The sequence below is a fragment of the Streptomyces sp. NPDC015171 genome (assembly GCF_043079545.1).
Taxonomy (GTDB): Bacteria; Actinomycetota; Actinomycetes; order Streptomycetales; family Streptomycetaceae; genus Streptomyces.
Genome location: NZ_JBIBUO010000004.1, coordinates 513,151 through 537,999 on the forward strand (window position 1 = coordinate 513,151; position 24,849 = coordinate 537,999).

Annotated in this window: 19 protein-coding genes; 10 read left to right on the forward strand and 9 right to left on the reverse strand. The window is 72.1% G+C overall.

The genetic code is table 11. The features are described 5' to 3' along the window. Positions 1 to 5: 5 nt before the first annotated feature. Positions 6 to 881 (reverse strand): 3-methyl-2-oxobutanoate hydroxymethyltransferase, encoded by an 876-nt coding sequence (gene panB / locus ACF073_RS14545; RefSeq protein WP_392069755.1) that lies wholly within the window; start codon positions 879 to 881, stop codon positions 6 to 8. Between the two features lie 203 nt (positions 882 to 1,084). Here panB and ACF073_RS14550 point away from each other — a divergent pair, with 203 nt between their 5' ends. From ACF073_RS14550 to ACF073_RS14575, 6 genes are all read left to right on the forward strand, one after another. Continuing rightward, entirely contained in the window at positions 1,085 to 2,671 is a 1,587-nt protein-coding gene (locus ACF073_RS14550; protein WP_392069757.1) for an MFS transporter, read from the forward strand. Between the two features lie 78 nt (positions 2,672 to 2,749). Further along, a complete protein-coding gene (locus tag ACF073_RS14555; RefSeq protein ID WP_392069759.1) occupies positions 2,750 to 3,379 on the forward strand; it encodes a TetR/AcrR family transcriptional regulator in 630 nt (209 codons plus the stop codon). Positions 3,380 to 3,659: 280 nt separating this feature from the next. Next, on the forward strand, positions 3,660 to 4,619 hold the full coding sequence (locus tag ACF073_RS14560) for an endonuclease/exonuclease/phosphatase family protein (protein ID WP_392070005.1): 960 nt from the start codon (positions 3,660 to 3,662) through the stop codon (positions 4,617 to 4,619). 90 nt (positions 4,620 to 4,709) lie between these two features. Next, the gene (locus ACF073_RS14565; protein WP_392069760.1) at positions 4,710 to 5,927 is read left to right on the forward strand and encodes an MFS transporter; all 1,218 of its coding nucleotides are present in this window, start codon (positions 4,710 to 4,712) and stop codon (positions 5,925 to 5,927) included. A gap of 312 nt (positions 5,928 to 6,239) precedes the next feature. Further along, positions 6,240 to 7,763 (forward strand): chitinase, encoded by a 1,524-nt coding sequence (locus tag ACF073_RS14570; RefSeq protein WP_392069762.1) that lies wholly within the window; start codon positions 6,240 to 6,242, stop codon positions 7,761 to 7,763. 199 nt (positions 7,764 to 7,962) lie between these two features. Continuing rightward, on the forward strand, positions 7,963 to 8,364 hold the full coding sequence (locus ACF073_RS14575; protein WP_392069764.1) for a hypothetical protein: 402 nt from the start codon (positions 7,963 to 7,965) through the stop codon (positions 8,362 to 8,364). Positions 8,365 to 8,407: 43 nt separating this feature from the next. On the opposite strand, the gene ACF073_RS14580 is transcribed toward ACF073_RS14575, so the two are convergent. The 5 genes from ACF073_RS14580 to ACF073_RS14600 all read right to left on the reverse strand — a co-directional run bounded on the left by ACF073_RS14580 (position 8,408) and on the right by ACF073_RS14600 (position 13,890). Further along, a complete protein-coding gene (locus tag ACF073_RS14580) occupies positions 8,408 to 8,845 on the reverse strand; it encodes a hypothetical protein (protein WP_392069767.1) in 438 nt (145 codons plus the stop codon). Positions 8,846 to 9,027: 182 nt separating this feature from the next. Continuing rightward, positions 9,028 to 10,074, reverse strand: coding sequence for a hypothetical protein (locus ACF073_RS14585; protein ID WP_392069769.1), 1,047 nt, complete (start codon positions 10,072 to 10,074; stop codon positions 9,028 to 9,030). A 335-nt stretch (positions 10,075 to 10,409) separates the two neighbouring features. Further along, positions 10,410 to 12,350, reverse strand: a complete 1,941-nt coding sequence (locus tag ACF073_RS14590; RefSeq protein WP_392069770.1) for a protease pro-enzyme activation domain-containing protein — start codon at positions 12,348 to 12,350, stop codon at positions 10,410 to 10,412. A 230-nt stretch (positions 12,351 to 12,580) separates the two neighbouring features. Further along, positions 12,581 to 13,216 carry a DUF305 domain-containing protein gene (locus ACF073_RS14595; RefSeq protein WP_392069772.1) on the reverse strand — a complete coding sequence of 212 codons (636 nt, stop codon included), beginning with the start codon at positions 13,214 to 13,216 and terminating at the stop codon, positions 12,581 to 12,583. Next, entirely contained in the window at positions 13,213 to 13,890 is a 678-nt protein-coding gene (locus ACF073_RS14600) for a DUF3105 domain-containing protein (RefSeq protein WP_392069774.1), read from the reverse strand. Before ACF073_RS14600 ends, ACF073_RS14595 begins: the two co-directional genes overlap by 4 nt. Positions 13,891 to 14,029: 139 nt before the next feature. On the opposite strand from ACF073_RS14600, the gene ACF073_RS14605 reads away from it, so the two are divergent. From ACF073_RS14605 to ACF073_RS14615, 3 genes are all read left to right on the forward strand, one after another. After that, positions 14,030 to 14,485 (forward strand): RrF2 family transcriptional regulator, encoded by a 456-nt coding sequence (locus ACF073_RS14605; RefSeq protein ID WP_392069776.1) that lies wholly within the window; start codon positions 14,030 to 14,032, stop codon positions 14,483 to 14,485. Between the two features lie 570 nt (positions 14,486 to 15,055). Further along, positions 15,056 to 16,417 (forward strand): type I glutamate--ammonia ligase, encoded by a 1,362-nt coding sequence (gene glnA / locus ACF073_RS14610; protein ID WP_392069778.1) that lies wholly within the window; start codon positions 15,056 to 15,058, stop codon positions 16,415 to 16,417. Positions 16,418 to 16,536: 119 nt separating this feature from the next. After that, positions 16,537 to 17,901 (forward strand): MFS transporter, encoded by a 1,365-nt coding sequence (locus ACF073_RS14615; RefSeq protein WP_392069780.1) that lies wholly within the window; start codon positions 16,537 to 16,539, stop codon positions 17,899 to 17,901. On the opposite strand, the gene ACF073_RS14620 is transcribed toward ACF073_RS14615, so the two are convergent. The 3 genes from ACF073_RS14620 to ACF073_RS14630 are packed head-to-tail and all read right to left on the reverse strand — an operon-like array spanning position 17,864 to position 21,022. Further along, positions 17,864 to 18,883 carry a TolB family protein gene (locus tag ACF073_RS14620; RefSeq protein ID WP_392069782.1) on the reverse strand — a complete coding sequence of 340 codons (1,020 nt, stop codon included), beginning with the start codon at positions 18,881 to 18,883 and terminating at the stop codon, positions 17,864 to 17,866. The two genes, ACF073_RS14615 and ACF073_RS14620, sit on opposite strands and share 38 nt — an antisense overlap. Then, entirely contained in the window at positions 18,880 to 20,133 is a 1,254-nt protein-coding gene (locus ACF073_RS14625) for an MFS transporter (protein WP_392069784.1), read from the reverse strand. Before ACF073_RS14625 ends, ACF073_RS14620 begins: the two co-directional genes overlap by 4 nt. 1 nt (position 20,134) lies before the next feature. Then, the gene (locus tag ACF073_RS14630) at positions 20,135 to 21,022 is read right to left on the reverse strand and encodes an alkaline phosphatase family protein (RefSeq protein WP_392069785.1); all 888 of its coding nucleotides are present in this window, start codon (positions 21,020 to 21,022) and stop codon (positions 20,135 to 20,137) included. A 799-nt stretch (positions 21,023 to 21,821) separates the two neighbouring features. Here ACF073_RS14630 and ACF073_RS14635 point away from each other — a divergent pair. Further along, a complete protein-coding gene (locus ACF073_RS14635; protein WP_392069787.1) occupies positions 21,822 to 24,842 on the forward strand; it encodes a bifunctional [glutamine synthetase] adenylyltransferase/[glutamine synthetase]-adenylyl-L-tyrosine phosphorylase in 3,021 nt (1,006 codons plus the stop codon). Positions 24,843 to 24,849: the final 7 nt, after the last annotated feature.

Sequence of the window (24,849 nt, forward strand, 5' to 3'; positions counted from 1 at the left end):
AGTGGCTAGTGGACGGAGTGCTCCTCCAGCGGGAACGTTCCGCCGACGACGTCCTGGGCGAACTCGCGCACCGCGCCGCCCATGACCTCACGCAGATCGGCGTACTTCTTGACGAACTTCGGCACCCGGCCGGACGTCAGCCCCAGCATGTCGGTCCACACCAGCACCTGCGCGTCCGTCTCCGGTCCCGCGCCGATGCCGACGGTCGGGATGTGCAGCACCCGCGTCACCTCGGCCGCCAGCTCCGCCGGCACCAGCTCCAGCACCACGGCGAACGCGCCCGCGTCCTGCACGGCCTTCGCGTCCCGCAGCAGCTGCTGCGCGGCCTCCTCGCCGCGGCCCTGCACGCGGTAGCCCATCGCGTTGACGGACTGCGGGGTCAGCCCGATGTGGGCCATGACCGGGATGCCGGCCTCCACCAGCAGCCGGATCTGCTCGTGCGAGCGCTCGCCGCCCTCCAGCTTGACCGCGCCGACGCCGGCCTCCTTGACCAGCCGGGTCGCCGAGCGCAGCGCCTGCACCGGGCCCTCCTGGTAGGAGCCGAACGGCAGGTCGCCGACGATCAGGGCGCGCTGCGTGCCGCGTACGACGGCCGCGGACAGCATGGCCATCTGGTCGAGGGTGACGGGCACGGTGGTCTCGTACCCGAGGTGGCAGTTGCCCGCCGAGTCGCCGACCAGGAGCACCGGGATCCCGGCCTCGTCGAAGACGGACGCGGTCATCGCGTCGTAGGCGGTGAGCATGGGCCACTTCTCGCCCCGCTCCTTGGCGAGGGCGATGTCGCGGACGGTGATACGACGCGTGCCCTTCCCCCCGTACAGCGCCTTGCTGCCGTCGGAGGGCCTGTTCTGCACAGTCTGGGCAGCCGAAAGCTGCGTCATGGCAATGGCTCCTTCGGTCATCTCGAGGCGCCCTGACGGCGTCCCCGGAATCGCCTCCCATGGTGGCACCTCGTGCCGGAGAGGGCCAGGGGACCCCCCGTGATTCCCCGCGGCGGCCCGCGAACCGGCCGGCTGTGTAAGACCTTGGTAAAGAAATAAGATACGAGACGGTTCCGTATCGGAATGCCTTTAGGCTCGGGCACATGACAAGTCCCGTCCCTGCCTCCCGAATACCGGAAGCTGTGCACCGGCGCCGCTGGGCGATCCTCGGCGTGCTCATGCTGAGCCTGCTGATCGTGGTGCTCGACAACTCGATCCTGAACGTCGCCATCAAGACCATCTCGACCCCGGCGCCCGTCGGCCTCGGCGCCACCCAGAGCGAGATCGAGTGGGCGATCAACTCGTACACCCTGGTCTTCGCCGGCCTGCTGTTCACCGCCGGCCTCGTCGGCGACCGGCTGGGCCGCAAGAAGGTGCTGCTCGGCGGCATCGCCGTGTTCGGCATCGGCTCGGCCCTCGCCGCCGAGTCCGGCTCGCCCGCCCAGCTGATCACCTTCCGCGCGCTGATGGCCCTCGGCGCCGCCTTCGTGATGCCCGCCACCCTCGCCGTCCTCATGAACGTCTTCGAGCGTCATGAGCAGCCCAAGGCCATCGGCATCTGGGCCGGCGGCGTCGGCCTGGCCATCGCCATCGGCCCGATCACCGGCGGCGCGCTCCTGGACCACTTCTGGTGGGGCTCGGTCTTCTTCGTCAACGTGCCCATCGTGATCATCGCGCTGATCCTGATGGCCTGGCTGGTTCCCGACTCCCGCGACCCCAAGCCCGGCCGCCTCGACCCGGTCGGCGTGGTGCTGTCGGTCATCGGCCTCGTGCTGCTGGTCTACGGCATCATCAAGGGCGGCGAGCTGGCCGACTTCACCGACGCCAAGGTGCTGGCGACCATCTTCGCCGGACTCGCGGTGCTGACCGGCTTCGTCATCTTCGAGAAGCGCAGCGACCACCCGTCGCTGGACGTCAGCTACTTCAAGAACAAGGTCTTCTCGGCCGCCATGAGCGCGATCGCGCTGGTCTTCTTCGCGCTGATGGGCGTCACGTTCTTCGGTGTCTTCTACACCCAGAGCGTGCGCGGCTACTCGCCGCTGGAGTCCGGTGCGCTGATGCTGCCGCTCGCCCTCGCCCAGCTGATCTTCGCGCCGCGCGCCCGGCTGCTGGTCGACCGCTTCGGCAACAAGGCCACCACCACCGCCGGCCTGGTGCTGATCGCGGCGACGCTGGCCGCGTTCGCCACCCTCGAGGCCGACACGCCGATCTGGCTGCTGGAGCTCATCTTCTTCCTCATGGGCACCGGCATGGCGCACATCATGACGCCGGCCTCGGTCGTCATCATGCAGGCCCTGCCCCGCGAGAAGGCCGGCTCCGCCTCCGCGCTCAGCAACACCTTCCGCCAGGTCGGCGGCGCCCTCGGCATCGCCGTCCTCGGCTCGGTCCTCGCCACCGCGTACCGCAACGGCATCGAGGGCAAGCTCGGCGCCCTGCCGCCCGGACTGCGCGACACCGCCGCCCAGTCCATCGAGGCCACGCTCGGCGTCGCCGAGAAGCTCGGCCCGCAGGGCAAGGCCCTCGTCACCCCCGCCAACGACGCGTTCCTGCACGCCATGCACGTCACCGCCCTGTGCGGTACGGGCGTCGCGCTCGTCGGTGCCGTGGTGACCGCCTTGTTCCTGCCCGGCAGGACGCCGGCCGGACAGCAGGGCGAGAAGGAACCGGAGTTGGTCGCTGTCGGCGAGTGACGGCCCGGCGGTGTGTTCTACGGGGGAGGGAGGCCGCTGCGGGACAATCCCCGCAGCACACTGAGAGGACGGATCCACGTGAGCCTTGCCGAGAGCCGGCCGCGCCCGGACGGCCCCGCCCGGGGCCGCCCGCGCAGCGAAGCCGCGGAACGCGCCATCCTGGAAGGCGTGATGAAGCTCCTGGAGGAGGGCGTGCCCCTCGCCGAGCTGTCCATCGAGCGGGTCGCCCGCACGGCCGGGGTCGGCAAGGCCACCATCTACCGCCGCTGGAGCGGCAAGGAGGAACTGTTCGTCGACGTCGTACGCGCCGCCGAACCCCCCGACCCCGTACTCCCCGGCACTTGTCTGCGCGACGACCTCGTCGTGCTGCTGGAGTCCCTGCGCCGGCGCGGCCTCGCCAGCCGCTCGTCGGCCATCCTGCACAACGTGTACGCGCAGATGAAGTCGGCGCCCAGGATCTGGGCGGCGTACCACACGAGCGTCATAACGCCCCGCCGCGTGCTCGCCCTCGACGTGCTGCGCCGCGCGCAGGAGAACGGCGAGATCCGGGCGGACGTCGACCTGGAGCTGGCCAACGACATGTTCGTCGGCCCCATGCTCGTCCGCTCCGTCATGCGCCCCGACGCCGACCTGCCCGAGGGCCTCGCGGAGCAGATCGTCGACGCGGTCCTGCAGGGCCTACGGCCCGTCAGCTCGACAGCCTCGTAGCACTAATGTGCGCGTTTGGTCACAGACCGCTCCGGTCCCGGGGGTAACCGGAACCCACTGCCCCGCCTCGTTCGTCCTCGTCTTCCGTACGGCCGTCATGGGACGGCGGGATCGGAGCCGATCATCCCCTAGGGTCGGAAGTGCACGGGGGGCGAACGGTGTGTGCACGGCAGGCAGTGAGGCAGACGGTATGGCGCAGCAGGCGTACATGACGGAGACGGACAGCGGAGACTCGGGACCCGAGCGACCGGGGTCCCGGCTTCGCCGCCGCGTGCACCGCATGTTGGCCGGCTGGCGGGGCGACCCGCGGATCTGGCGCCGGGGTCTGGTCCTGGCCGCGCTGGCCCTGCTGCTCGCCCTGGTGATGCTGCTGCACGCGCAGATCCCTAACGTCGTGGGCAATCTCGGCAGTCTCACCGAGACGTTTCTGCCCTGGCTGGGCCTGGCCGTCCCGGTGCTGCTGGTGCTCGGCCTGATCCGCAGGTCGGCGGTGGCGCTCATCGCCGTGCTGCTGCCGGCGATCGTCTGGCTCAACCTCTTCGGCGGGCTGCTGACCGACAGGACGGGCAGCGGCGGCGACCTGATGGTGGCCACCCACAACGTGAACGCCGACAACCCCGACCCGGCCGCCACCGCCACCGGCGTGGCCGGCTCCGGCGCCGATCTGCTGGCCCTGGAGGAGCTGCCCGCCTCCGCGGTGCCGGTCTACGAGAAGGCGCTCGCGCCGACCTACCGGCACCACGCGGTGGTGGGCACCGTCGGGCTGTGGAGCAAGTACCCGATGACCGACGTCCGCGCCGTCGACATCAAGCTCGGCTGGAAGCGGGCGATGCGCGCCACGGTGGCGACCCCGCACGGCCCGGTCGCGGTCTATGTGGCGCACATGCCCTCGGTGCGGGTCAAGGTGGAGGCCGGGTTCACCGCCCGGCAGCGGGACAAGAGCGCCGACGCGCTCGGCGAGGCCATCGCCCACGAGCCCCTCGGCCGCGTCGTCCTCCTCGGCGACCTCAACGGTACGATGAACGACCGCTCGCTCAACGCCGTCACCTCGCAGCTGCGCTCCACCCAGGGTGCGGCGGGCAGCGGCTTCGGGTTCAGCTGGCCGGCGTCGTTCCCGATGGCGCGCATCGACCAGATCATGGTCAAGGGCGTCGAGCCGGAGAGCTCCTGGACGCTGCCGCGCACGAACAGCGACCACCTGCCCGTAGCCGCCCGTGTGAAGCTGGACACAGGCTCGTAACCCGCTGGAATACTGGCCCTGAGAGCATTTGTTCCGTCCGGGAACTTACTGACTCGCTCCCGTACGGCACTCCGCTCTGAAAGGCCCTTCATGCCCCTGGCCCTGCTCGCCCTCGCCGTGGGCGCCTTCGGCATCGGTACCACCGAGTTCGTGATGATGGGCCTGCTGCCCGACGTCGCGGACGATCTGCACATCTCGATCCCCGGCGCCGGGCACCTGGTCTCGGCGTACGCGCTCGGCGTCGTCATCGGCGCCCCGCTGCTCGCCGCCGTGACCGCGCGCATGTCCCGGCGCACGGTCCTCATCGCCCTGATGGCCCTGTTCGTCGTCGGCAACGCGCTCTCCGCGCTCGCCCCCGGCAACGGCTCCCTGCTGGCCGCCCGCTTCCTCAGCGGCCTGCCGCACGGCGCCTTCTTCGGCGTGGGCGCGGTCGTCGCCACGGCGATGGTCCCGCCGGAGCGCAAGGCCCGCTCGGTGTCCCTGATGTTCCTCGGCCTGACCGTCGCCAACGTCGCCGGTGTGCCCGCCGCCACGCTGATGGGCCAGCACCTCGGCTGGCGGGCCACCTTCCTCGCCGTGAGCGCGATCGGCCTGGCCGCCATAGCCTCGCTGGCCCTGCTCGTCCCGCACGACAAGGAGCACGCGGCGGCGTCGGCGGGCCTGCGCGGCGAACTGGCCGCCCTGAAGTCCGTCCCGGTCTGGCTCGCGCTCGGTACGACGGTGGCGGGCTTCGGCGCGCTCTTCGCGGCCTACAGCTACATCACGCCGATGCTGACCGGCGCGGCGGGCTACGCCGAGACGAGCGTCACGCTGCTGCTGGCGCTGTTCGGCGTGGGCGCCACGGCGGGCAACCTGCTGGGCGGCCGGCTGGCGGACCACTCCCTGCGCGGCACCCTCTTCGGCGGCCTGGCGTCCCTGGCGGCCGTCCTGGCGGTCTTCCCGCTCCTCATGCGCGCGGAGTGGAGCGCGGCCCTCGCGGTGACCCTCCTCGGCATGGCGGCCTTCGTCACCGGCTCCCCGCTCCAGCTGATGGTGATGGAGAAGGCCGCGGCGGCCCCCTCCCTCGCCTCCTCGGCCAACCAGGCCGCCTTCAACCTGGCCAACGCCGGCGGCGCCTGGATCGGCGGCGTGGCCCTCGCGGCGGGCTTCGGCGCGACCTCCCCGGCCCTCGCCGGCGCGGTCCTCGCGGTGCTGGGCCTGGGCGTGGCGAGCGTGGCGTACGCGGTGGACCGGCGCCGGGAGACTCCGTCGGCGGGCCGGGTGGTCACGTCCCACCTCCCGGAGGAGTCGGGCGCACTGCACCACTGAGGCGGCACCGCGCCGGTGAGGCGGCACCGCGGCACGGCGGCGGCACCGCACCACCGCGGCGAGGGGGCGGTCCCGAGGCGTGTCCCGGCGCGGGGGTGCCCGGCCGGAGGCGGCCTGGTGGAACGTTCGAACGTGGTCCAGTCCACGATCAGGTGCCCTGTACAGGCACAGGGCGTCCGGTCCCGGTGAATTGGTCTAGTCCCTTTTTGGTCCAGACCATTGACCCACCGCTGTGGCGGGCGTTATCCCATTAGTCGGCAACACCTGCCCCGCGCAAGGACATTGGCCACCCCTCCTCACACCGGGACTGACATGAGACTCGTGCGTTCCATCCGCGCGGCCCTCACCGCGGCCGCCACCACGGCTGCCGCGGTGGGCCTCGCCCTCACGGGAACCGCCACCGCTCAGGCCGCGACACCCCTGCCGAACCACGTCTTCGCCCCCTACTTCGAGGCATGGACCGGCGAGAGCCCCGCCGCCCTGTCCGCCCAGTCGGGTGCCAAGCACCTGACGATGGCGTTCCTGCAGACCGCGTCCAAGGGCTCCTGCACGCCGTACTGGAACGGCGACACCGGCATGCCGGTCGCCGCCTCGACCTTCGGCGCCGACATCAAGACGATCCAGGGCAACGGCGGCGACGTCATCCCCTCCTTCGGGGGCTACACGGCCGACACCACCGGCACCGAGATCGCCGACAGCTGCACCGACGTCCAGCAGATCGCCGCCGCGTACGAGAAGGTCATCACCACCTACGACATCTCGCGGCTCGACATGGACATCGAGGTCGACTCGCTCGACAACACCGCCGCCATCGACCGCCGCAACAAGGCCATCAAGCTGGTCGAGGACTGGGCGGCGGCCAACGGGCGCACGGTGGAGATCTCCTACACCCTGCCGACCACCACGCACGGCCTCGGGGACACCGGCGAGGCGCTGCTGCGCAACGCGGTGAGCAACGGCACCCGGGTCGACGTCGTGAACCTCATGACGTTCGACTACTACGACAACCAGGCCCACGACATGGCGAAGGACACCCAGACCGCCGCCCAGGGCCTGTACGACCTGCTCGCCGAGCTGTACCCGGGCAAGACCGCCGCCCAGCTGTGGAACATGGTCGGCGTCACCGAGATGCCCGGCGTCGACGACTTCGGCCCGGCGGAGACCTTCAGCCTGGCCAACGCCCGGACCGTGTACGACTGGGCGGTCTCCAAGGGCATCAACACGCTGTCCTTCTGGGCCCTGCAGCGGGACAACGGCGGCTGCCCGGGCGGAGCGGCAGCGGACAACTGCTCCGGCATCGCGCAGAACACGTGGGACTTCTCGCACATCTTCGCGCCGTTCACCGGTGGCACCACCACGCCGTCCAACGACTTCTCCGTCGCGCTCAGCCCGGCCTCCGGGACCGTGACGGCCGGCCAGTCCGCCACGGCCACCGTGAAGACGGCCGTGACGAAGGGCGACGCCCAGAGCGTGAAGCTCAGCGTCAGCGGGGCCCCGGCGGGCGTCACCGCCTCCCTCAGCCCGGCGTCGGTCACCGCGGGCGGCACCTCCACGCTCACCCTCGCCACCACCTCGGCCGCGGCCTCGGGCACCTACACGGTCACCGTGACCGGCACGGGCACCTCCGGCAGCCACTCGGCGTCCTACTCCCTGACCGTCACCGGCGGTTCCGGCAGCCAGTGCACCGCGGCGCCCTGGGCCAAGGACAAGGTCTACACCGGCGGCCAGCAGGTCTCGTACAAGGGCCACACCTGGAAGGCCAAGTGGTGGACGACGGGCGAGGAGCCCGGCACCACCGGCGAGTGGGGCGTCTGGCAGGACCTCGGCGCCTGCTGAACCTCCCCGGACCAGGCCGGGTAACCGACCCCACCGCTCACCCGGCCGCCGAGCGGCCCGGAACCCGCCCCCAGGGGCGCGGCTCCGGGCCGCTCACCCCGCTCTCCCGGCCCGACGGGCCGGTGCCGCCCGGCTGGCGGAGGGGTGTACGTTGACGTGGACGGCAGTCGGCGCAGTCTCACCTTCCATGGGAGGCACCGTGCAATCCACCACTGTTCCGGTCGAGGGCCGACAGGGCTCGGAGTGGGGCTGGTTCCTGGCCTGGCTGGCCGTCGGGGGATGCCTCGCACTCGGGCTGGCCGCCCTGCTCTCCCTCGGCGCGATCCTGATCGCGATCGCGGTACTGGCCGCCGTGTTCCTGCTCCGCAAGGGCCACCGCACCGCCACCGTCGGAGGCCTGGCCGGCCTGGCCCTGCCGCTCTTCTACCTCGCCTATCTGAACCGGGGCGGCCCCGGCACGGTCTGCCACACCACGGCGTCGGGTCAGACCTGCACCGACGAGTACACCCCGGTGCCGTTCCTCGTCGGCGGAGCACTGCTGCTCGCCGCCGGCTTCGTCGTGTTCCTCGTGCTGGACCGCCGGCACCGGGAAAACAACTGACCTGAGGGCGCCTTTCCGGTTTTCCGGCCGGAAAGGCGTACCGTCAGCGGCTGGCGCCGGAACGGGGGGAGCCCCCCTTTGCGGAGCCCGAGGCGGAACCCGAAGCGGAACCCTGGCCCATCGCTCGGTCGAACTTCGGAAAACATACGTACCATTTTGCTGAACTCTTGCAGACGGCCACCAGGAATGCGGGATCCGAGGTGTCGCGCCGGTGATTCACGATGCATTTCTCGTTGTGGTGCGGATCGACGGTCGCACCCGTCGGGATCACGCCGGAACTGCACATCTTCCCGGTCAGGACCACGTTGCCGGAGTCGCCCTTCACCTGGACCGCTCCGACACCGAGCCCCTGCGCCCGCACCGAAGAGTTGTTCATTCCGGTGAACAGCACCTTCAGCACCCCGCGCTCACGCGGAAGCACGAAGGAGGCCGCGCGGGTGAACTGGCCCGAGAACAGCGCCGTCGAGTACTGCACGGCCACCGGGCCGGGGTCCATTCCCTTGGTGTCGGCCGGGCCGCCGGCGGGCGCGTCCGGGGTGCCGGCGGTGCCGGAGGAGCACCCGGTGGCCGCCAGGACCAGCGCTGCCAGGAGGGGGACGGCGCCCCACGCGCCCGTCCGGTGAGGACGGGGCGCGCGGGACGGCCCGTTGAGCGGGTTCATTCTCAGGAGGTCCATCCGAAGCCGGTCGAGCGGCGGTGGTGCACCAGGTTCGAGCAGCCGCCCGCCTTGGTGTCGTGCCAGGTGCTGACCTCGTTGCCGTTGCGCTTGCCGTAGACGTGCACGTTGTGCTTGAACACGGCCGTGGCCGTGCTGAAGCCGCAGGCGGCCCAGCCGGACGGGCCGAGCAGCGCGAGCACGATGTGCTCGAAGTCGGTGTTCTTGAAGGTCTCGGCGCCGCCGGTGCCCCAGCCGTCGCTCTGGGTGCTGAACGTCGGCTTCGGGGTGCCGGACGTCGACCACCCGTCCCACTTGAACTTGTAGGCGTTGTTCCGGGCGCTCAGCGTGCCCGAACGCCCGTACAGCGGCCAGCGCAGGTTGGTGGTCAGCGAGGTGATGGTGATGTTGACCGGGTCGATCCACGCCGTCTTGGTGTGCGCGTTGCTGTAGGAGGTGCTGCTCGCCGCCTCGGCGGCGCCGGTGTCGCTGAACGGGCCCGAGGACGGGGTGACGGTGGCGCCGGCGTCACCGGCGGTGGAGTCGGCCTGCGGCGTCTCCGGCTCGGCGTTGGTGTCCGCGGGCGAGGCCACACCGGCCTCCTGGCCCGGTGTGATGGTGCCGGTGCGGATCCGCTCCTGGCAGGTGGTCGGGTTGTAGCCGACCTCCTGCTCGTAGGCGGTACCGGCCGCGGTGCCGGTGGCGCTGCCGTCGAACTGGCAGGTGCCGTCGTCCAGCACCGTGCCGTTGACGGTCTGCACGGTGCCCGTGACGCCGAACTGGGTGGTCGCGTCGTCGTCCGAGTAGGTGATCCACCCGTCGCTGCCGATGTCCACGCCGGGAATGCCCGTGGAGGTCGGCGACGGGGTGGAGGTCGGCGTGGGCGTGGGCGTCGGCGTCCCGCCGCAGCCGGGGCCGACCGTTCCGGTGAACTTGCTGGTCAGGCCCGTGCAGCCGTCCGGTGCCGCGTGAGCCATGCCCACCGGCCCCCCGACGGCGAGCAGCGAGGCGGACAGGACGAGCGTGACCACAGGGCGTGGCCTGAATCGGGACATGAGGTTCCTTTTCTGGCGATGAAAGAATTCAATGCGGAACCGTGCAGATGATTCAGAGCGGACATGACTGCCCTGCCGTGCGGCGAAGTTCCCCCCTGATTCGGCCTCACCCTATGAGTGTGCGAATATGAAGATCAACTGTGGATTCCTTCATTCCTGTAAAGGTATCTTTTCCGGTTCCCGGTGATTTCTTTACCCTCCTGACCCGTCCGTTTGCCGGTGTTTGCCGGAGGGTGGCTTTTCGACCACCACCGCAAAACAAAAAAGGGGCGTGGGGTAGAGAACCCCACGCCCCTTGCGCCGGCCGGACCGGGCCGCCCGGCGCCATCAGGACATCAGTGGCGGTACGACCGCACGTAACGCCGGCCGGGCGAGCCCACGCCCGTCACGTCGTCGTAGCCCTTCACCGCGGACAGGGAGCTGTCCTTGCCGAGACCGCGGACCGAGGTCAGCAGGCCGCCGTCGGCGTTCAGGCCGTTGGCGAAGTCCACCCGCGCGACGGCCAGTCCGTCGCCGGTCGGGTCGTCCGTCACGTCGTGGAAGACGCCCCGCTTGCCGAACTTCGAGTAGATCACCGGGTTGGCGAAGCCGAGCGCCTTGCCGCCGCGCGCCTGCTGGGCAAGCGCCTGGACCGCCGCGACCACCGGGGCGGCCAGCGAGGTGCCGCCGATGCGGTACTCGCTGTACTGCTGCGAGCCGTCCGGGAAGGTCTGCGTCTGACCGACCAGGAAACCGGTGTTCGGGTCGGCGATGGCCGAGATGTCCGGGACGACGCGGTTGCCGGAGGCGTTGTTGGCCTGGGCGAGCGCGGCCGGCACGACGTGCTTCTGGTAGTACGGCTCGGCGATGGTCCTGCTGGTACCGCCGCCCGCGCCCGAGGTGAACGCGCCGGGGAAGCCCTCCCAGGTCTTGCCGTCCGCCGACAGGGTCGCCTTCTGGGTGCCCCAGCCGGTCTCCCACTGGTACGTGTCGCCCTTGCCGACCGCCAGCGAAGTGCCGCCGACCGCGGTCACCCAGGCGGAGTTGGCCGGGGAGTCGACCTGCTTCGTACCGGAGTTGGCGACCTCGTCGCCGTCGTCGCCGGAGGAGAAGTAGAAGCCGATGCCCTCGACTGCGCCCAGCTGGAAGACCTGGTCGTAGGCGGCCGCGCGGTCGGGCGTCTCGCTGGCCTCGGTGTCCCCCCAGGAGTTGGAGACGATGTCGGCCAGGTGATGGTCGACGACCTTGTTGAGGGAGTCCAGCAGGTCGTCGTCGTAGCAGGACGCGGCGCCGACATAGGTGACGTCGGCCTTCGGCGCGACCGCGTGCACGGCCTCGACGTCGAGGGTCTCCTCGCCGTACCAGCCGGCGGCTCCGCACTCCTCGGTCCGGGTGTAGGCGTCCGGGAGCGACTGGCCCAGCTGGCCGTGCTTCCAGCCGGCGTCGCCGTTCTTCGACGCGTACTGCGCGGCGTCGGCGGCGATGGTCGGCGAGGCGTAGGCGTCCGTGATGGCGATGCGGACGCCCTCGCCGGTGTAGTGACCGGCGCCGTAGGCGGAGCGCAGCTGGTGACCGGTGTAGCCCTTGACCGCGTACGGGATCTTGTGGCCGTACGCGTCCGGCAGCGAGGTCGCGGTGTTCGAGCCGAAGTACGAGGAGAACGGCCCGGAGTTCTTGTACACGGCGTCCGGGGGCGGCAGTTCGTCCTGGTGCTTCGCCTTGTGCGGGGCGTTGTCCAGACCGGTGACGGTCAGCACGGCGCCCTTCAGGCCGACCGGGGCGGAGGCGGTCCGCGCGGGAGCCCGGTACGTCTTCGAGCCCTTGGCGAAGTTGTGCAGCTGGGTGCCGAACGCCTTCTCGGCGGCGGCCACGTCGCCGGAGACGGCGATGTAGTGCTCGGTGACCGCCGTGACGGTCAGCCCGGCGGACGTCAGCCAGGACTTGACGGCGCTCACCTGGGCCTTGGTGGCGCCGAAGAGCTCATGGGCCTTCTTGGCGCTCAGATACTTGCCGTACAGCGGTGACGCGGGGTCGGACACGGCCTTGGCGTAGGCGGCGAGCCCGGCGGCGTCCCGGCCGGCCAGGTAGACCCTGGCGTTGACCTTGGCGCTGTCCGTGGCCGAGCCCTTGTCCGCCTTGGCGGTGGCCCAGGCCGGTTTGGTGCCCGACAGCAGATCGCGGGCCGGACTGTCCGCGGCGTGCGCCGCGGGTATGCCCAGCGCCAGCGCACCGGCGATCATCGGCAGTGTCGCTGCCATGCTCACACCGGCGCGCACGGTGGCGCGGTTGGATCTCATAGAACCCCCTGCGATGCGGTTCGCATGCATGTAGTGGCTGGTACGTCGGGATCCCGGCGCCGGCCCGCGGCGGTGTCGGCCGGCGAGGGGATCACACGATGGGGGCCACTCTTGCGATGAACCGTTCATGTCAGGGGAACGCGTGGGTCAAGAGAGGCTCAAGTACCCTTCATGGCGGGCGATTTGAACCTTTGATCCTTACGGCGGTGTTACGGCCGGCCTGCTCCCGCTCAGGAACGGGGTCGCGCCCCCCGCTCCTTGAGCATCCCGGCCATCAGCTCGATCTCCGACTGCTGCGAGTCGACCATCCCCTGGGCCAGCCGCTTCTCCGCGCCGACGGTGCACTTGGCGACGCACCCCTCGGCCATGTGGATGCCGCCCTTGTGGTGGTCCGTCATCAGCTGGAGGTAGAAGACCTCGGCCCGCTTCCCGTTCAGCTTCCCGAGCTCGCGCATCTCGGTGTTCGTCGCCATCCCCGGCATCAGCGCGCCGTCCTTCCCGGCGGGCATGTCCCCCATGCCCATCCAGGTCATCGGCGGCTCGGCGGACACCTTCGGCAGCTCCCACAGGTCCAGCCAGCCCAGCAGCATCCCGCGCTGGTTGGCCTGCGTCTGCGCGATGTCGTAGGCGAGCCGCCGCACGTCCTCGTCCTTCGTGCGGTCCCGCACGATGTACGACATCTCCACGGCCTGCTGGTGGTGGACGGCCATGTCCCGGGCGAAACCGGCGTCGGCGGACTCGGCCGAGGGCGTCGCCGTCCCCGTGTCCGAGCCGCCGTCGGAGGCGACCGCGTACGTGATCGCCCCGGCCGCGACGAGCACCGCCGCCGCGGCGCCCGCCACCCAGCCGATGTGCTGCCGCCTCACTTCATGACCCCGCCGGTGCACGAGGCGCCCGGCTCGGGCGTCTGCCGGCCCTGCACGTAGGTGGCGAAGAACTTGTCCACCTCGGGGTCCTTCGCGCTCTTCACCGCGACCTGGTGCCCCCACGCCGACAGGACCAGCGGGGCGTCCTGGTTGCGGTACGGGCTCATCAGCGAGTACGGCGTCTTCTTCACCTTGGCCGCGAGCGCGTCGACGTCGGCCTTCTGCGCCTTGTCGGTGTACGTCACCCAGACGGCGCCGTGCTCCAGCGCGTGCACGGCGTTCTCGTCCTGCACCGGCGCGGTGTAGACGTCGCCGTTGCAGTTCAGCCAGACCGGGTTGTGGTTGCCGCCGACCGGCGGGTGCATCGGGTACGACACCTTGGTCGTCACATGGGTCCGGGACAGCTTGCCCGACCAGGTCCGCACCCCGTCGGAGCCGGTGGTGAAGTGCCCGGCGTCCCCGGAGTTCTTCGCGTCGCCGCTCGCGGCCGAGTCCTTCTTGTCCGACTGGGAGTCCACCAGGACCACACCGCCGACGACCAGCCCGGCGACGACCACCACACTGGCGGCGACGACGAGGACCCGGTTGCGGCGCTCCCGGGTGCGCTCCGCGCGCCGCATCTCCTCGATGCGCGCCTTGCGCGCCGCGGTGCTGCTGTTGTTGCCGGAACCCATGAGACCTGTCCTTCTGGAAGGGAGAGAGGCGTGAACGATGGGGCTCGCTGATCGTAGTGCGCACAAGGGCCTCTTCCGTAGGCAGGGCACAGCGGGCAGATAATTTGCAGCCAGGATGCGTATTACCTACGCTCCCGGCATGCGGCTGCTGCGCTCCACCGACCTCGCCCTGCGCGTCCTGATGCGACTGGCGGTCGCCGCCGGCACCACTCCCACGACCCGTCAGGTCGCCGCCGACATGGACGTCCCCTATACGCACGCGGCGAAGGTCGTCGCCGGACTCCAGCACCTCGGCCTGGTCGACACCCGCCGCGGCCGGGGCGGCGGCCTGGCGCTGACGGAGCGGGGCCGTACGGCGTCGGTCGGCGCGCTGGTCCGCACCTTCGAGGGCGACGGCGACGTGGTCGACTGCGAGGGCACCGCCCCCTGCCCCCTGCACACGGGATGCCGGCTCCGCGGGGCCCTGCGCCGGGCCCAGGAGGCGTTCTTCGCCGCGCTGGACCCGGTCACGGTCGCCGACATCGTCGCCGACCCGACGGGACCGCTGCTCCTGGGCATCACGCGCGGCCCGGCGACGGCGGACCGAAGCACCTGACCTCCGGCCTTCGCCCTCGGGTGCCCGCGCCCGGCGGCCGGTGCCCGTGCCCGGCGTCGGTCCCTTGGCCGCACCGGCCTCGGGCCGCCGCCCTTCGGCCGTCGGCCTCCTGCCCCTGCCACCGCCCTTCGGCGCTGCGGAGGCGGCCCGCCGGTACCGGTCTTGCGCGGACGCCCCGACGCAACCGGCTCCGCTTCCGGCCCCCGCCCGCCCCCTGCTCCGCCGCTCCGCCGTTCCCGTCGGCCCGCCGGCCGCCCTCCCCGCCCTGCTCCACCCCCGCCCGTGGCCCCCGCCCCGCATGAAAATCTCATCCGAGATGCAAATTAAATGCCCGAAGCGGCCTTCGCGTCGGACCGGCCATGACGAAAGCCGGTGCGAGCGGGCAAGATGGGCGACAGGGCAGACGGGCGGTACATCTGCCGTACGAGAGCCGTTCAGGACGAAGACGCTCGGGCGATCAAGGTCCGCAACGCGCGTGAAATGGTGTTGTGGTGGGATGCTCAGGTGCCCGACCGCCTCCCGTGGTACGGGAGACAGGCGGCCTGACCAGCAAGGATGGGGAAGCGGAAGATGGACAAGCAGCAGGAGTTCGTGCTCCGGACCTTGGAGGAGCGCGACATCCGGTTCGTACGCCTGTGGTTCACGGACGTGCTGGGCTTCCTCAAGTCCGTCGCCGTGGCCCCCGCCGAGCTGGAGCAGGCGTTCGACGAGGGCATCGGCTTCGACGGCTCCGCCATCGAGGGCTTCGCCCGGGTCTACGAGTCCGACATGATCGCCAAGCCGGACCCCTCCACCTTCCAGGTCCTGCCGTGGCGCGCGGAGACCCCCGGAACGGCCCGCATGTTCTGCGACATCCTCATGCCGGACGGCTCCCCGTCCTTCGCCGACCCCCGCTACGTCCTCAAGCGCGCCCTGGCCCGCACCTCCGACCTCGGCTTCACCTTCTACACCCACCCCGAGATCGAGTTCTTCCTGCTGAAGGACCGCCCGCTGGACGGCTCCCGACCCGTCCCGGCCGACAACTCGGGCTACTTCGACCACACCCCGACCAACGTCGGCATGGACTTCCGCCGCCAGGCGATCACCATGCTGGAGTCGATGGGCATCTCGGTCGAGTTCTCCCACCACGAGGGCGGCCCCGGCCAGCAGGAGATCGACCTGCGCTACGCCGACGCGCTCTCCACGGCCGACAACATCATGACGTTCCGCCTGGTCATGAAGCAGGTGGCGCTGGAACAGGGCGTCCACGCGACCTTCATGCCGAAGCCTTTCTCCGAGCACCCGGGCTCCGGCATGCACACCCACCTCTCCCTCTTCGAGGGGGACCGCAACGCCTTCTACGAGTCCGGCGCCGAGTACCAGCTCTCCAAGGTCGGCCGCTCCTTCATCGCGGGCCTGCTCAAGCACGCGGCGGAGATCTCCGCGGTCACCAACCAGTGGGTGAACTCCTACAAGCGCATCTGGGGCGGCTCCGAGCGCACCGCCGGCGCCGGCGGCGAGGCCCCGTCGTACATCTGCTGGGGCCACAACAACCGCAGCGCCCTGGTCCGCGTCCCGATGTACAAGCCCGGCAAGACCGGCTCCGCGCGCGTGGAGGTCCGCTCCCTGGACTCCGGCGCCAACCCGTACCTGGCCTACGCCCTCCTGTTGGCCGCCGGCCTGAAGGGCATCGAGGAGGGCTACGAGCTGCCGCCGGGCGCCGAGGACGACGTCTGGGCCCTCTCCGACGCCGAGCGCCGCGCGATGGGCATCGAGCCCCTCCCGCAGAACCTCGGCGAGGCCCTCACCCTCATGGAGCGCAGCGATCTGGTCGCCGAGACCCTCGGCGAACACGTCTTCGACTTCTTCCTGCGCAACAAGCGCCACGAGTGGCACGAGTACCGCAGCGAGGTCACGGCCTTCGAGCTGCGCAAGAACCTTCCTGTGCTGTAGCCGCGGGACGGGCGGGCGACCGGGGGACCGGGTGCCCGCCCCGGCGCGTGCCGTCAACCGGGTGGTCTCCGGCCCGGGGAGCACCGCCGGGCCGGTGCCGTGCGCCTAGCATCCTTGCTGTGGCTCCGCTGCTGGCCGTGTGCGCCGGGTACTTCATGGTCATCCTGGACGTCACGATCATCAATGTCGCCGTGCCCGTCGTGGGCCGGGACCTGGCGGCCTCGCTCACCGGCATCCAGTGGATCACGGACGGGTACACCCTGGTCTTCGCCGGATTCCTGATGACCGGCGGCGCGCTGGGCGACCGGCTGGGCAACCGGCGCGTCTTCTGCTCCGGCGTGGTGGTGTTCACGCTGGCCTCGGCCGCCTGCGCGCTCGCGCCGAGCGCCGCCTTCCTCGTCGTGGCCCGGCTGGTGGAAGGGCTCGGCGCCGCCCTGATCGTGCCCGGCTCGCTCGCCCTGCTCCAGGAGGCCTACCCGGAGCCGGCGGCACGCTCGCGCGCGTTCGGACTGTGGGGGTCGATGGCGGGCATCGCGGCCTCCGCCGGGCCGCTGCTGGGCGGGCTGCTGGTGTCCACGGCCGGCTGGCGCTGGGTCTTCCTGATCAATCTGCCGGTCGGCGCGGCCTGCCTCGCGCTGACGCTGAGGCGCGTCGCCGCCTCGCCGCGCCAGGCGGGCCGGGCCCTGGACTGGCCCGCGCAGTGCGCCGTGGTGGCGGCGGTGGCCCTGCTGACCGCCGGGCTGAACGAGGCGGGACGGCGCGGCTGGTCCGACCCCGCCGTGCTCGCCGGACTGGGCCTCGCCGCCCTCGCCGTGGCGGCCTTCGCCCTGCGCGAGCGCCTCGCCCGCGCTCCCGCCCTGCCGCCGCGGCTGCTGCGCGCCCGGGCGGTGAGCGGCACGGCCGCCGTCGGCCTGCTCTTCAACTTCGCCTTCTACGGCATGGTGTTCACCGCCAGCCTGTACTTCCAGCACCAGCGCGGCTACAGCGCGCTGCGCACCGGGCTCGCGCTGTTCCCGGCGGTGGCGATGACCATGTTCGCCTCCGTGGTGTCCGGCAGGCTCAGCCGCCGCACCGGGCATCGCCCGCTCGTGGTCTCGGGCATGCTCCTGGGCGCCCTCGGGCTCGCCGGCTGGGCCGCCGCCGGCGCCGACCCGGCCTACCCGCTGCTGGTGGCCCCGATGATGGCCACCGGCTTCGGCACGTCCTTCGCCCTGACCGGCTCGACCGCCACCGTGATGGGCGCCGTGCCCCCGTCGTACGCGGGCACGGCCTCCGCCCTGTTCAACACCGCCCGCCAGATCGGCAGCGCCACCGGCGTGGCGCTCGGCGGCAGCCTGCTGGCGACCGGCGCCGACTACGGCGCCGGGCTGCGCGCCAGCATGGCCGTCGGGGCCCTCGCCTACCTCCTCGCCGCGGTGCTCGCCGTCCTGTGCGTGCCGCCCGCGCCTAGCCGAGGTAGGCCGGTGACACGGCGGCCGGGCTGATCCGCCGCGGCGTGCCGGACCCGTCGGCCGGCACCTGGTACAGATCGGCGCCGTAGTCCCCGGGCAGCGCGTACACGACCGTACGGGCGTCCCGCCACACCGCCTGGTCGTCGACGCTGCGCGACTCGGCCAGCGGGGTCTCCCGCATCGTCCGCAGGTCCAGGACGTACAGCCGCCAGGGCGCGTCCTTCGGCAGTCCGGCGACCCGCTTCTTGTACGCGATGCGGGTGCCGTCGGGCGACAGGGACGGGCACTCGACGTTCTCGTGCACGGTGGTGACGGTACGGGTCGGCAGGTCACCGCGGACCAGGTACGTGTGCCCCCCGGTCGCCAGTGTCGCGTAGAAGGTGCGGTCGTCCGCCGCGAACGTCACGCCCCAGAAGTTGGCGTCAGCCGCCCGGTACGGATGCCCGTCCTTGACGATCCGGAAGGTCTCCAGGGACGGGATCAGCTTTCCGCTGCGGGTGTCCACGACGGCCGCGCGCGTGGAGAAGTCCGTACCGGCGTACGAGTCACCGCCCACGAACGCCGTCCAGGCGGCGAGGTGCCCGGTGGGGGAGACCCGGGCGCGGGACGGGATGCCCGGCACGTCGTAACGGTCCACGATGCGCAGCCGGGCGTCAAGGATCAGCGCGCGGTAGGTGTCCGAGACCGGCCCGTGCACGGCCTGCAGACAGACTCCCGTGCCCGAGGCGGCGTAGAACCGCAGGCACTTGAGGCCGGAGGCGGTGCGCGGGCCGCCCGGGTCGGCGGCCGGCACGCTCGTCAGCTCGTCCCGGTGCGGCCCCCAGGCCATGTTCCGGAACACCATGCGCCCGGACCCGCCCAGCGACACCGGCCCCGACGTGACCCTGGGTCCGCCGGCCTGGGTGCGGTCCCGCCGGTCGGCCCGCGCGGAGGCGTGCAGCACGGACGCGAGCCCCACCGCCGCCAGCACGGCGACGGCCGCGACCAGGATCAGAACGCGATTGCGTACGGTCATGCGGCCATCGCCCCCTTCGGGCGCAGGGTCAGGGAGAACACGGCACACCCGGCCAGCGCCACCGCCGCCCCCGCCAGCGCGGTGCGGTCGCCCCACACCGTCCAGGCGGCGCCGAACAGCAGCGAACAGGCGAACCGGGTCAGCGCCTGCCCGGTCTGCACGACGGCGAGCCCGGAGGAGCGCAGCGCCTCCGGCACGCTGTCCGAGGCGGCGGCCATCAGCACCCCGTCGGTCGCCGCGTAGAAGGCGCCGTGCAGGGCGAGCACGACGTACGGCAGACCCGGGCCGTGCCAGGAGGTCAGCAGCAGCACATAGGCGAGGAGCAGGGCGCCGTGCCCGGCCAGGAAGACGGTCCAGCGGCCCACCCGGTCCGCGAGCCGCCCGAGGGGCACCGCCAGCAGCAGGAAGGCGGCGGCCGTGCCGAGCGGCAGCAGCGCGAACCAGCGGTCGGGGACGCCGAGGCGCCGCTGGAGCAGCAGGTAGACGAAGGAGTCGCTGACCGTGGCGAGGCCCAGCAGCAGCGCGCAGACGGTGATCCGGCGCAGATCGCGGCGGCGCAGCAGGGCGAGGGCCGCACGGACCGTCGGCCGCTCGGCCGGCTCCGCCCCGCGCCGCCCGCCCGGTACGAACAGGACCAGCACCAGCACGCCCAGCACGGCGACGCAGAAGCTGACGGTGAACACCGCGTCGTACCCGTCCACGGTGGCCCGCAGGATCAGGAACGCCACCAGCGGCCCGAGCAGTGCACCGGCCGTGTCCATGGCCCGGTGCACCCCGAACGCCCGCCCCCGCCCCTCCGGCGTGCTGGACAGCGAGATCAACGCGTCGCGCGGAGCCGTCCGCAGCCCCTTGCCGGTCCGGTCGGCGGCGAGCACGAACCCGATCGGGGCCAGTGAATGGGCCATCAGCAACAGCGGCTTGCACAGGGCCGAGACGCCGTACCCGAGACCGGCCACCCACTTGTGCCGCCCGCCGCCCCGGTCGGCGAAATGCCCGCCCACGAGACGTACGAGCGCCGAGAACCCGTTGTAGATCCCGTCCAGCACGCCGAAGCCGAGCGGGGACAGGCCGAGGCCGGTCACCAGGTACAGCGGCAGCACCGCCGTCACCATCTCCGACGACACGTCGGTGACCAGGCTCACCGTCCCCAGCGCGAACACGGTCGGCGCGACCGCGGCACGGCGCCGCCCGGCACGAGGCCGGGCGGCACCATGAGCGGACGTACGGGCACGGCTGTCCGCTACGTACACGTCAGGACGCCCAGATGCCGGTGATGTCGTCGGCGGAGGCCGCGTTGCCCGCGTGCGTGCTCAGGCCCTGGGTGTCCTCCAGGGTGCGCAGCAGGTCGTAGTGGTTGTAGGTGACCGCGGAACTGGAACCGGCGGCGACCGGCTGCCCGTAGAACACCGTCGGAATCCGGTTCCCGCTCAGCCGGTTGTCCTCGTCGAAGGTGACGACGAGCAGGCTGTTGTGGGTCTTGGCCCAGGTCGCGTAGGCGCCCAGGTTGTTCTTCAGCCAGGTGTCACCGCTGGACACCGAGCAGTCGTGCATGTCGCTGCACAGGTTCGGCACGACGTACGACAGCTGGGGCAGCGTCGTGTAGTCCTTCGGGAACTGGGCGAAGGTCCTCGCGGTCGACGTCGGCACATTGCTGAAGCCGAACCAGGGGTTGTGCTTGCGCGCGTAGTTGCCGCTGCTGCACGTCGTCGAGCCCTGGCTCGGCAGGGTCTCGTTGTAGCTGGCCCAGCTGCGGCCGGCGGCGATCGTCTCGGACGCCAGGTTGGGCGCCGACGAGAAGCCCGGGGTGTAGCAGCTGTCGTCGGTGATGCCCTGCGTGGAGCCGGAGAACATCGCGAAGTAGTTCGGCTGGCTGGGGTGGGTCTCGGCGTACGACTGGGTCAGGTTGGCGCCTCCCGACTTCAGCGAGTTGATGTACGGCGCGCTGGAGGACCCGATGACCTGGCTGTACGCGTGGTTCTCGAAGACCACGACGACCACGTGGTCCGGGCTGGGGACGGCGCCCGCGGCGTGCGCGGAGCCCGCGCCGAGCCCGGTCCACAGCCCGACCGCGGCAGCGGCGAAGGCCGCCGAGGCCGCCACGACGGTGCGGGCACGGCGGTGCAGGGAACTGCCGGACACTTCAACCTCCGGATGAGGGGGGACGGCTGGCGGTGCGGACAGAGCATGCACACGCCAAAATTCCCGCGCCTCACGCAACCGAACCGCAAGGATGAAGATCAGGTGAACTGCTCGGGACCGGAGGCCGCGTACGGCGGGAAGGGGACGTGCCGGGTGGTGTCCGCCCGCAGCGGCCGGCGCACACGCCGGCGCCGCACCAGAAGCAGCCCGCCGGCCCGAGGACGGACACCACCCGGCGCGGCACCGCCCCACCCGCGCGAACGGACCGCACCCGAAGCCAAGCCGCCACCCGCCCGCGGCCGAAGCCACCCCACCCCACCCGCACCCGAAGCAAGCCACCCCACCCCACCCCACCCGCAGCCGAAGCAAGCCACCCCACCCCCCCCCGCACCCGAAGCAAGCCACCACCCTCCCGTGGGCGAAGCCAAGCCAGCCCACCCGCGCGCGGCCAAAGCCAGCCCACCCGCGCGCGGCCAAAGCCACCCCACCCGCCCGCGGCCGAAGCCACCCCACCCCACCCGCACCCGAAGCAAGCCACCCCACCCCACCCGCAGCCGCGCCCGAAGCAAGCCACCACCCTCCCGTGGGCGAAGCCAAGCCAGCCCACCCGCGCGCGGCCGAAGCCAAGCCACCCCACCCGCAGCCGAAGTAAGCCACCCCACCCCACCCGCGCCCGAAGCAAGCCACCACCCTCCCGTACCCGAAGCAAGCCACCACCCTCCCGTGGGCGAGGCCAGACACGCCCCCTCCGGTTAGGCTCTGGCCAGGACACCGAGCACCCGAAGGGGAGGCCACGGACATGACGCCGGGGCGCAGGAGCAGCACCTTCACCCGTCTGCTGCGACACGGCTTCACCGACCCCGCCGCCGCCGAGCGCCTCCTGGAGGGCCCCGAGCTGGCCCCCGTCCGCAACGACCCGGTCCTCCTGGAGGCCCTGGGCGCCACCGCCGACCCCGACCTCGCCCTGCACGGCCTGGCCCGCATGGTCGAGGCCCAGGACGGCCCCACGGCCCACCGTGAACTGCTGGACACCCTCATCGCGGCCAAACCGCTGCGCGACCGCCTGCTGGGCGTCCTGGGCGCCTCCGCCGCCCTCGCCGACCACCTGGCCCGCCACCCCAGCGACTGGCAGGCCCTGGTCATGTACGAGCCGCACGACCTCCACCCGGGCGTCGCGGAGTTCGCGCGCGGCCTGGCGGAGGCCGCCGACCCGGTGGCCCTGCGCGTGGCCTACCGCCGCTGCCTGCTCTCGATCGCCGCCCGGGACGTCTGCGGCACCACGGACGTGGCGCAGACCGCCGCCGAACTCGCGGACCTGGCCACCGCCACCCTCCGCGCCGCCCTCGCCCTGGCCGAACGCGCCGCGCCCGAGGACGCCGCCGCCTGCCGCCTCGCGGTGATCGCGATGGGCAAGTGCGGCGGCCACGAGCTGAACTACGTCTCCGACGTGGACGTGATCTTCGTGGCGGAGCCGGCCGGGGACACCCCCGAGGCCAAGGCCCTCGGAGCAGCGACGAGACTCGCCTCCCACCTCATGCGGATCTGCTCCGAGACGACCGTCGAGGGCTCCATCTGGCCGGTCGACGCCAACCTCCGCCCCGAGGGCCGCAACGGCCCCCTCGTCCGCACCCTCAGCAGCCACCTCGCCTACTACCAACGCTGGGCGAAGACCTGGGAGTTCCAGGCCCTCCTCAAGGCCCGCCCGGTGGCCGGCGACACGGAACTCGGCCGGGCGTACCTCGACGCGCTGGAACCCCTCGTCTGGAAGGCGGCGGACCGCGAGAACTTCGTGGCGGACGTCCAGAAGATGCGCCGGCGGGTGGTCGAGAACATCCCCGCCGCCGAGATCGACCGCGAGCTCAAGCTCGGCCCCGGCGGCCTGCGCGACGTCGAATTCGCCGTACAGCTCCTCCAGTTGGTGCACGGCCGCACCGATCCGTCCCTGCGCAGCGGCACCACCCTCGACGCCCTCCAGGCGCTCGCCGCCGGCGGCTACGTGGGCCGCGAGGACGCCGCCCGCCTGGACGAGGCGTACCGCTTCCTGCGCTCCATGGAGCACCGCATCCAGCTGTACCGCCTGCGCCGCACCCACCTCGTCCCCGTGGCCGAGGCCGACCGGCGCCGCCTGGGCCGCTCCCTGGGCCTGCGCACCGACCCGGCGGCCGAGCTGAACCGCGAGTGGCGGCGGCACACCGGCGTGGTGCGCCGGCTGCACGAGAAGCTCTTCTACCGCCCGCTGCTCGACGCGGTCGCCCAACTGGCGCCGGGCGAGGCCCGCCTGAGCGCCGAGGCGGCCCGAGCCCGCCTGGTGGCGCTCGGCTACGCGGACCCGGCGGCGGCCCTGCGCCACCTGGAGGCGCTGGCGTCCGGCGTGACGCGCAAGGCGGCGATCCAGCGCACCCTGCTCCCGGTCCTGCTCGGCTGGTTCGCCGACTCCGCCGACCCGGACGCCGGCCTGCTGAACTTCCGCAAGGTCTCCGACGCGCTCGGCAAGACCCCCTGGTACCTGCGCCTGCTGCGCGACGAGGGCGCGGCGGCGGAGAACCTGGCCCGCGTGCTGTCGGCGGGCCGCCTCGCCCCGGACCTGCTGATGCGCGCCCCGGAGGCGGTCGCCCTGCTCGGCGACGGCACCGGCGCGGGCCCGTCGGCACTCGGCGGCGGCCTGGCCCCCCGCGACCGCGCCCAGCTGGAGCAGGAGATCCTGGCGGCCGTGGGCCGCGCGCAGAACGCCGTGCAGGGCGTCACGGCGGCCCGCGGCGTGCGCCGCCGCGAGCTGTTCCGCACCGCCGCCGCCGACATCGTCGGCTCCTACGGCACCGAGACCAGCCCCGCCGAGGCCGACCAGGGCGCCCTGGTGGACCGGGTCGGCGCGGCCGTCTCCGACCTCACCGCCGCCACCCTGGCCGGCACCCTGCGCGCGGTCGTCCGGGAGGGCTGGGGTGACACCCTGCCCACCCGGTTCGCGATCATCGGAATGGGCCGCTTCGGCGGACACGAACTGGGCTACGGCTCCGACGCCGACGTGCTGTTCGTGCACGAGCCCCAGGACGGCGTGGACGAGCAGGAGGCGTCCGCCGCCGCCCACAAGGTCGTCGCCGAGATGCGCCGGCTGCTCCAGCTGCCCAGCGCCGACCCGCCGCTGCTCATCGACGCCGACCTGCGCCCGGAGGGCAAGTCGGGCCCGCTGGTGCGCACCCTGAAGTCGTACGAGGCGTACTACCGCCGCTGGTCCCTGGTCTGGGAGTCGCAGGCGCTGCTGCGGGCCGAGCCGTTCGCCGGCGACGAGGACCTGGGGCGGCGCTTCACGGAGCTGATCGACCCGCTGCGCTACCCCCGGCAGGGGCTGGCGGAGGACGCCGTCCGCGAGATCCGCCGGCTGAAGGCGCGGATGGAGTCCGAGCGGCTGCCGCGCGGCGCCGACCCCAAGCTGCACACCAAGCTCGGCCCCGGCGGCCTGTCCGACGTCGAGTGGACCGTCCAGCTGCTCCAGCTGCGCCACGCCCACCGCGAGCCGGCCCTGCGCACCACCCGCACCCGCCAGGCCCTGGCCGCCGCCCGCGAGGCCGGGCTGCTGTCCGCCGAGGACACGGAGACCCTGGACGAGGCATGGGTGCTGGCCACCCGGGTGCGCAACGCGGTCATGCTGGTCCGCGGCCGGGCCGGGGACACGTTCCCCACCGAGCCGCGCGAACTGGCCGCCGTCGGCCGCTACCTGGGTTACGGCTCCGGGCACGTCGGGGACATGCTGGACGCGTACCGCCGCACCGCCCGCCGGGCGCGCACGGTCGTGGAGGAACTGTTCTACGACGACAGGGCCTGAGCCGTAC

Excerpts from the sequence above, each read along its gene's own strand:
- ACF073_RS14565 (WP_392069760.1), top strand. The coding sequence starts at position 4,710 with ATGCCCCTGGCCCTGCTCGCCCTCGCCGTGGGCGCCTTCGGCATCGGT.
- ACF073_RS14600 (WP_392069774.1), bottom strand. The coding sequence starts at position 13,890 with ATGGGTTCCGGCAACAACAGCAGCACCGCGGCGCGCAAGGCGCGCATC.
- glnA (WP_392069778.1), top strand. The coding sequence starts at position 15,056 with ATGGACAAGCAGCAGGAGTTCGTGCTCCGGACCTTGGAGGAGCGCGAC.
- ACF073_RS14550 (WP_392069757.1), top strand. The coding sequence starts at position 1,085 with ATGACAAGTCCCGTCCCTGCCTCCCGAATACCGGAAGCTGTGCACCGG.
- ACF073_RS14620 (WP_392069782.1), bottom strand. The coding sequence starts at position 18,883 with ATGACCGTACGCAATCGCGTTCTGATCCTGGTCGCGGCCGTCGCCGTG.
- ACF073_RS14590 (WP_392069770.1), bottom strand. The coding sequence starts at position 12,350 with ATGAGATCCAACCGCGCCACCGTGCGCGCCGGTGTGAGCATGGCAGCG.
- ACF073_RS14605 (WP_392069776.1), top strand. The coding sequence starts at position 14,030 with ATGCGGCTGCTGCGCTCCACCGACCTCGCCCTGCGCGTCCTGATGCGA.
- panB (WP_392069755.1), bottom strand. The coding sequence starts at position 881 with ATGACGCAGCTTTCGGCTGCCCAGACTGTGCAGAACAGGCCCTCCGAC.
- ACF073_RS14585 (WP_392069769.1), bottom strand. The coding sequence starts at position 10,074 with ATGTCCCGATTCAGGCCACGCCCTGTGGTCACGCTCGTCCTGTCCGCC.
- ACF073_RS14570 (WP_392069762.1), top strand. The coding sequence starts at position 6,240 with ATGAGACTCGTGCGTTCCATCCGCGCGGCCCTCACCGCGGCCGCCACC.
- ACF073_RS14560 (WP_392070005.1), top strand. The coding sequence starts at position 3,660 with ATGTTGGCCGGCTGGCGGGGCGACCCGCGGATCTGGCGCCGGGGTCTG.
- ACF073_RS14635 (WP_392069787.1), top strand. The coding sequence starts at position 21,822 with ATGACGCCGGGGCGCAGGAGCAGCACCTTCACCCGTCTGCTGCGACAC.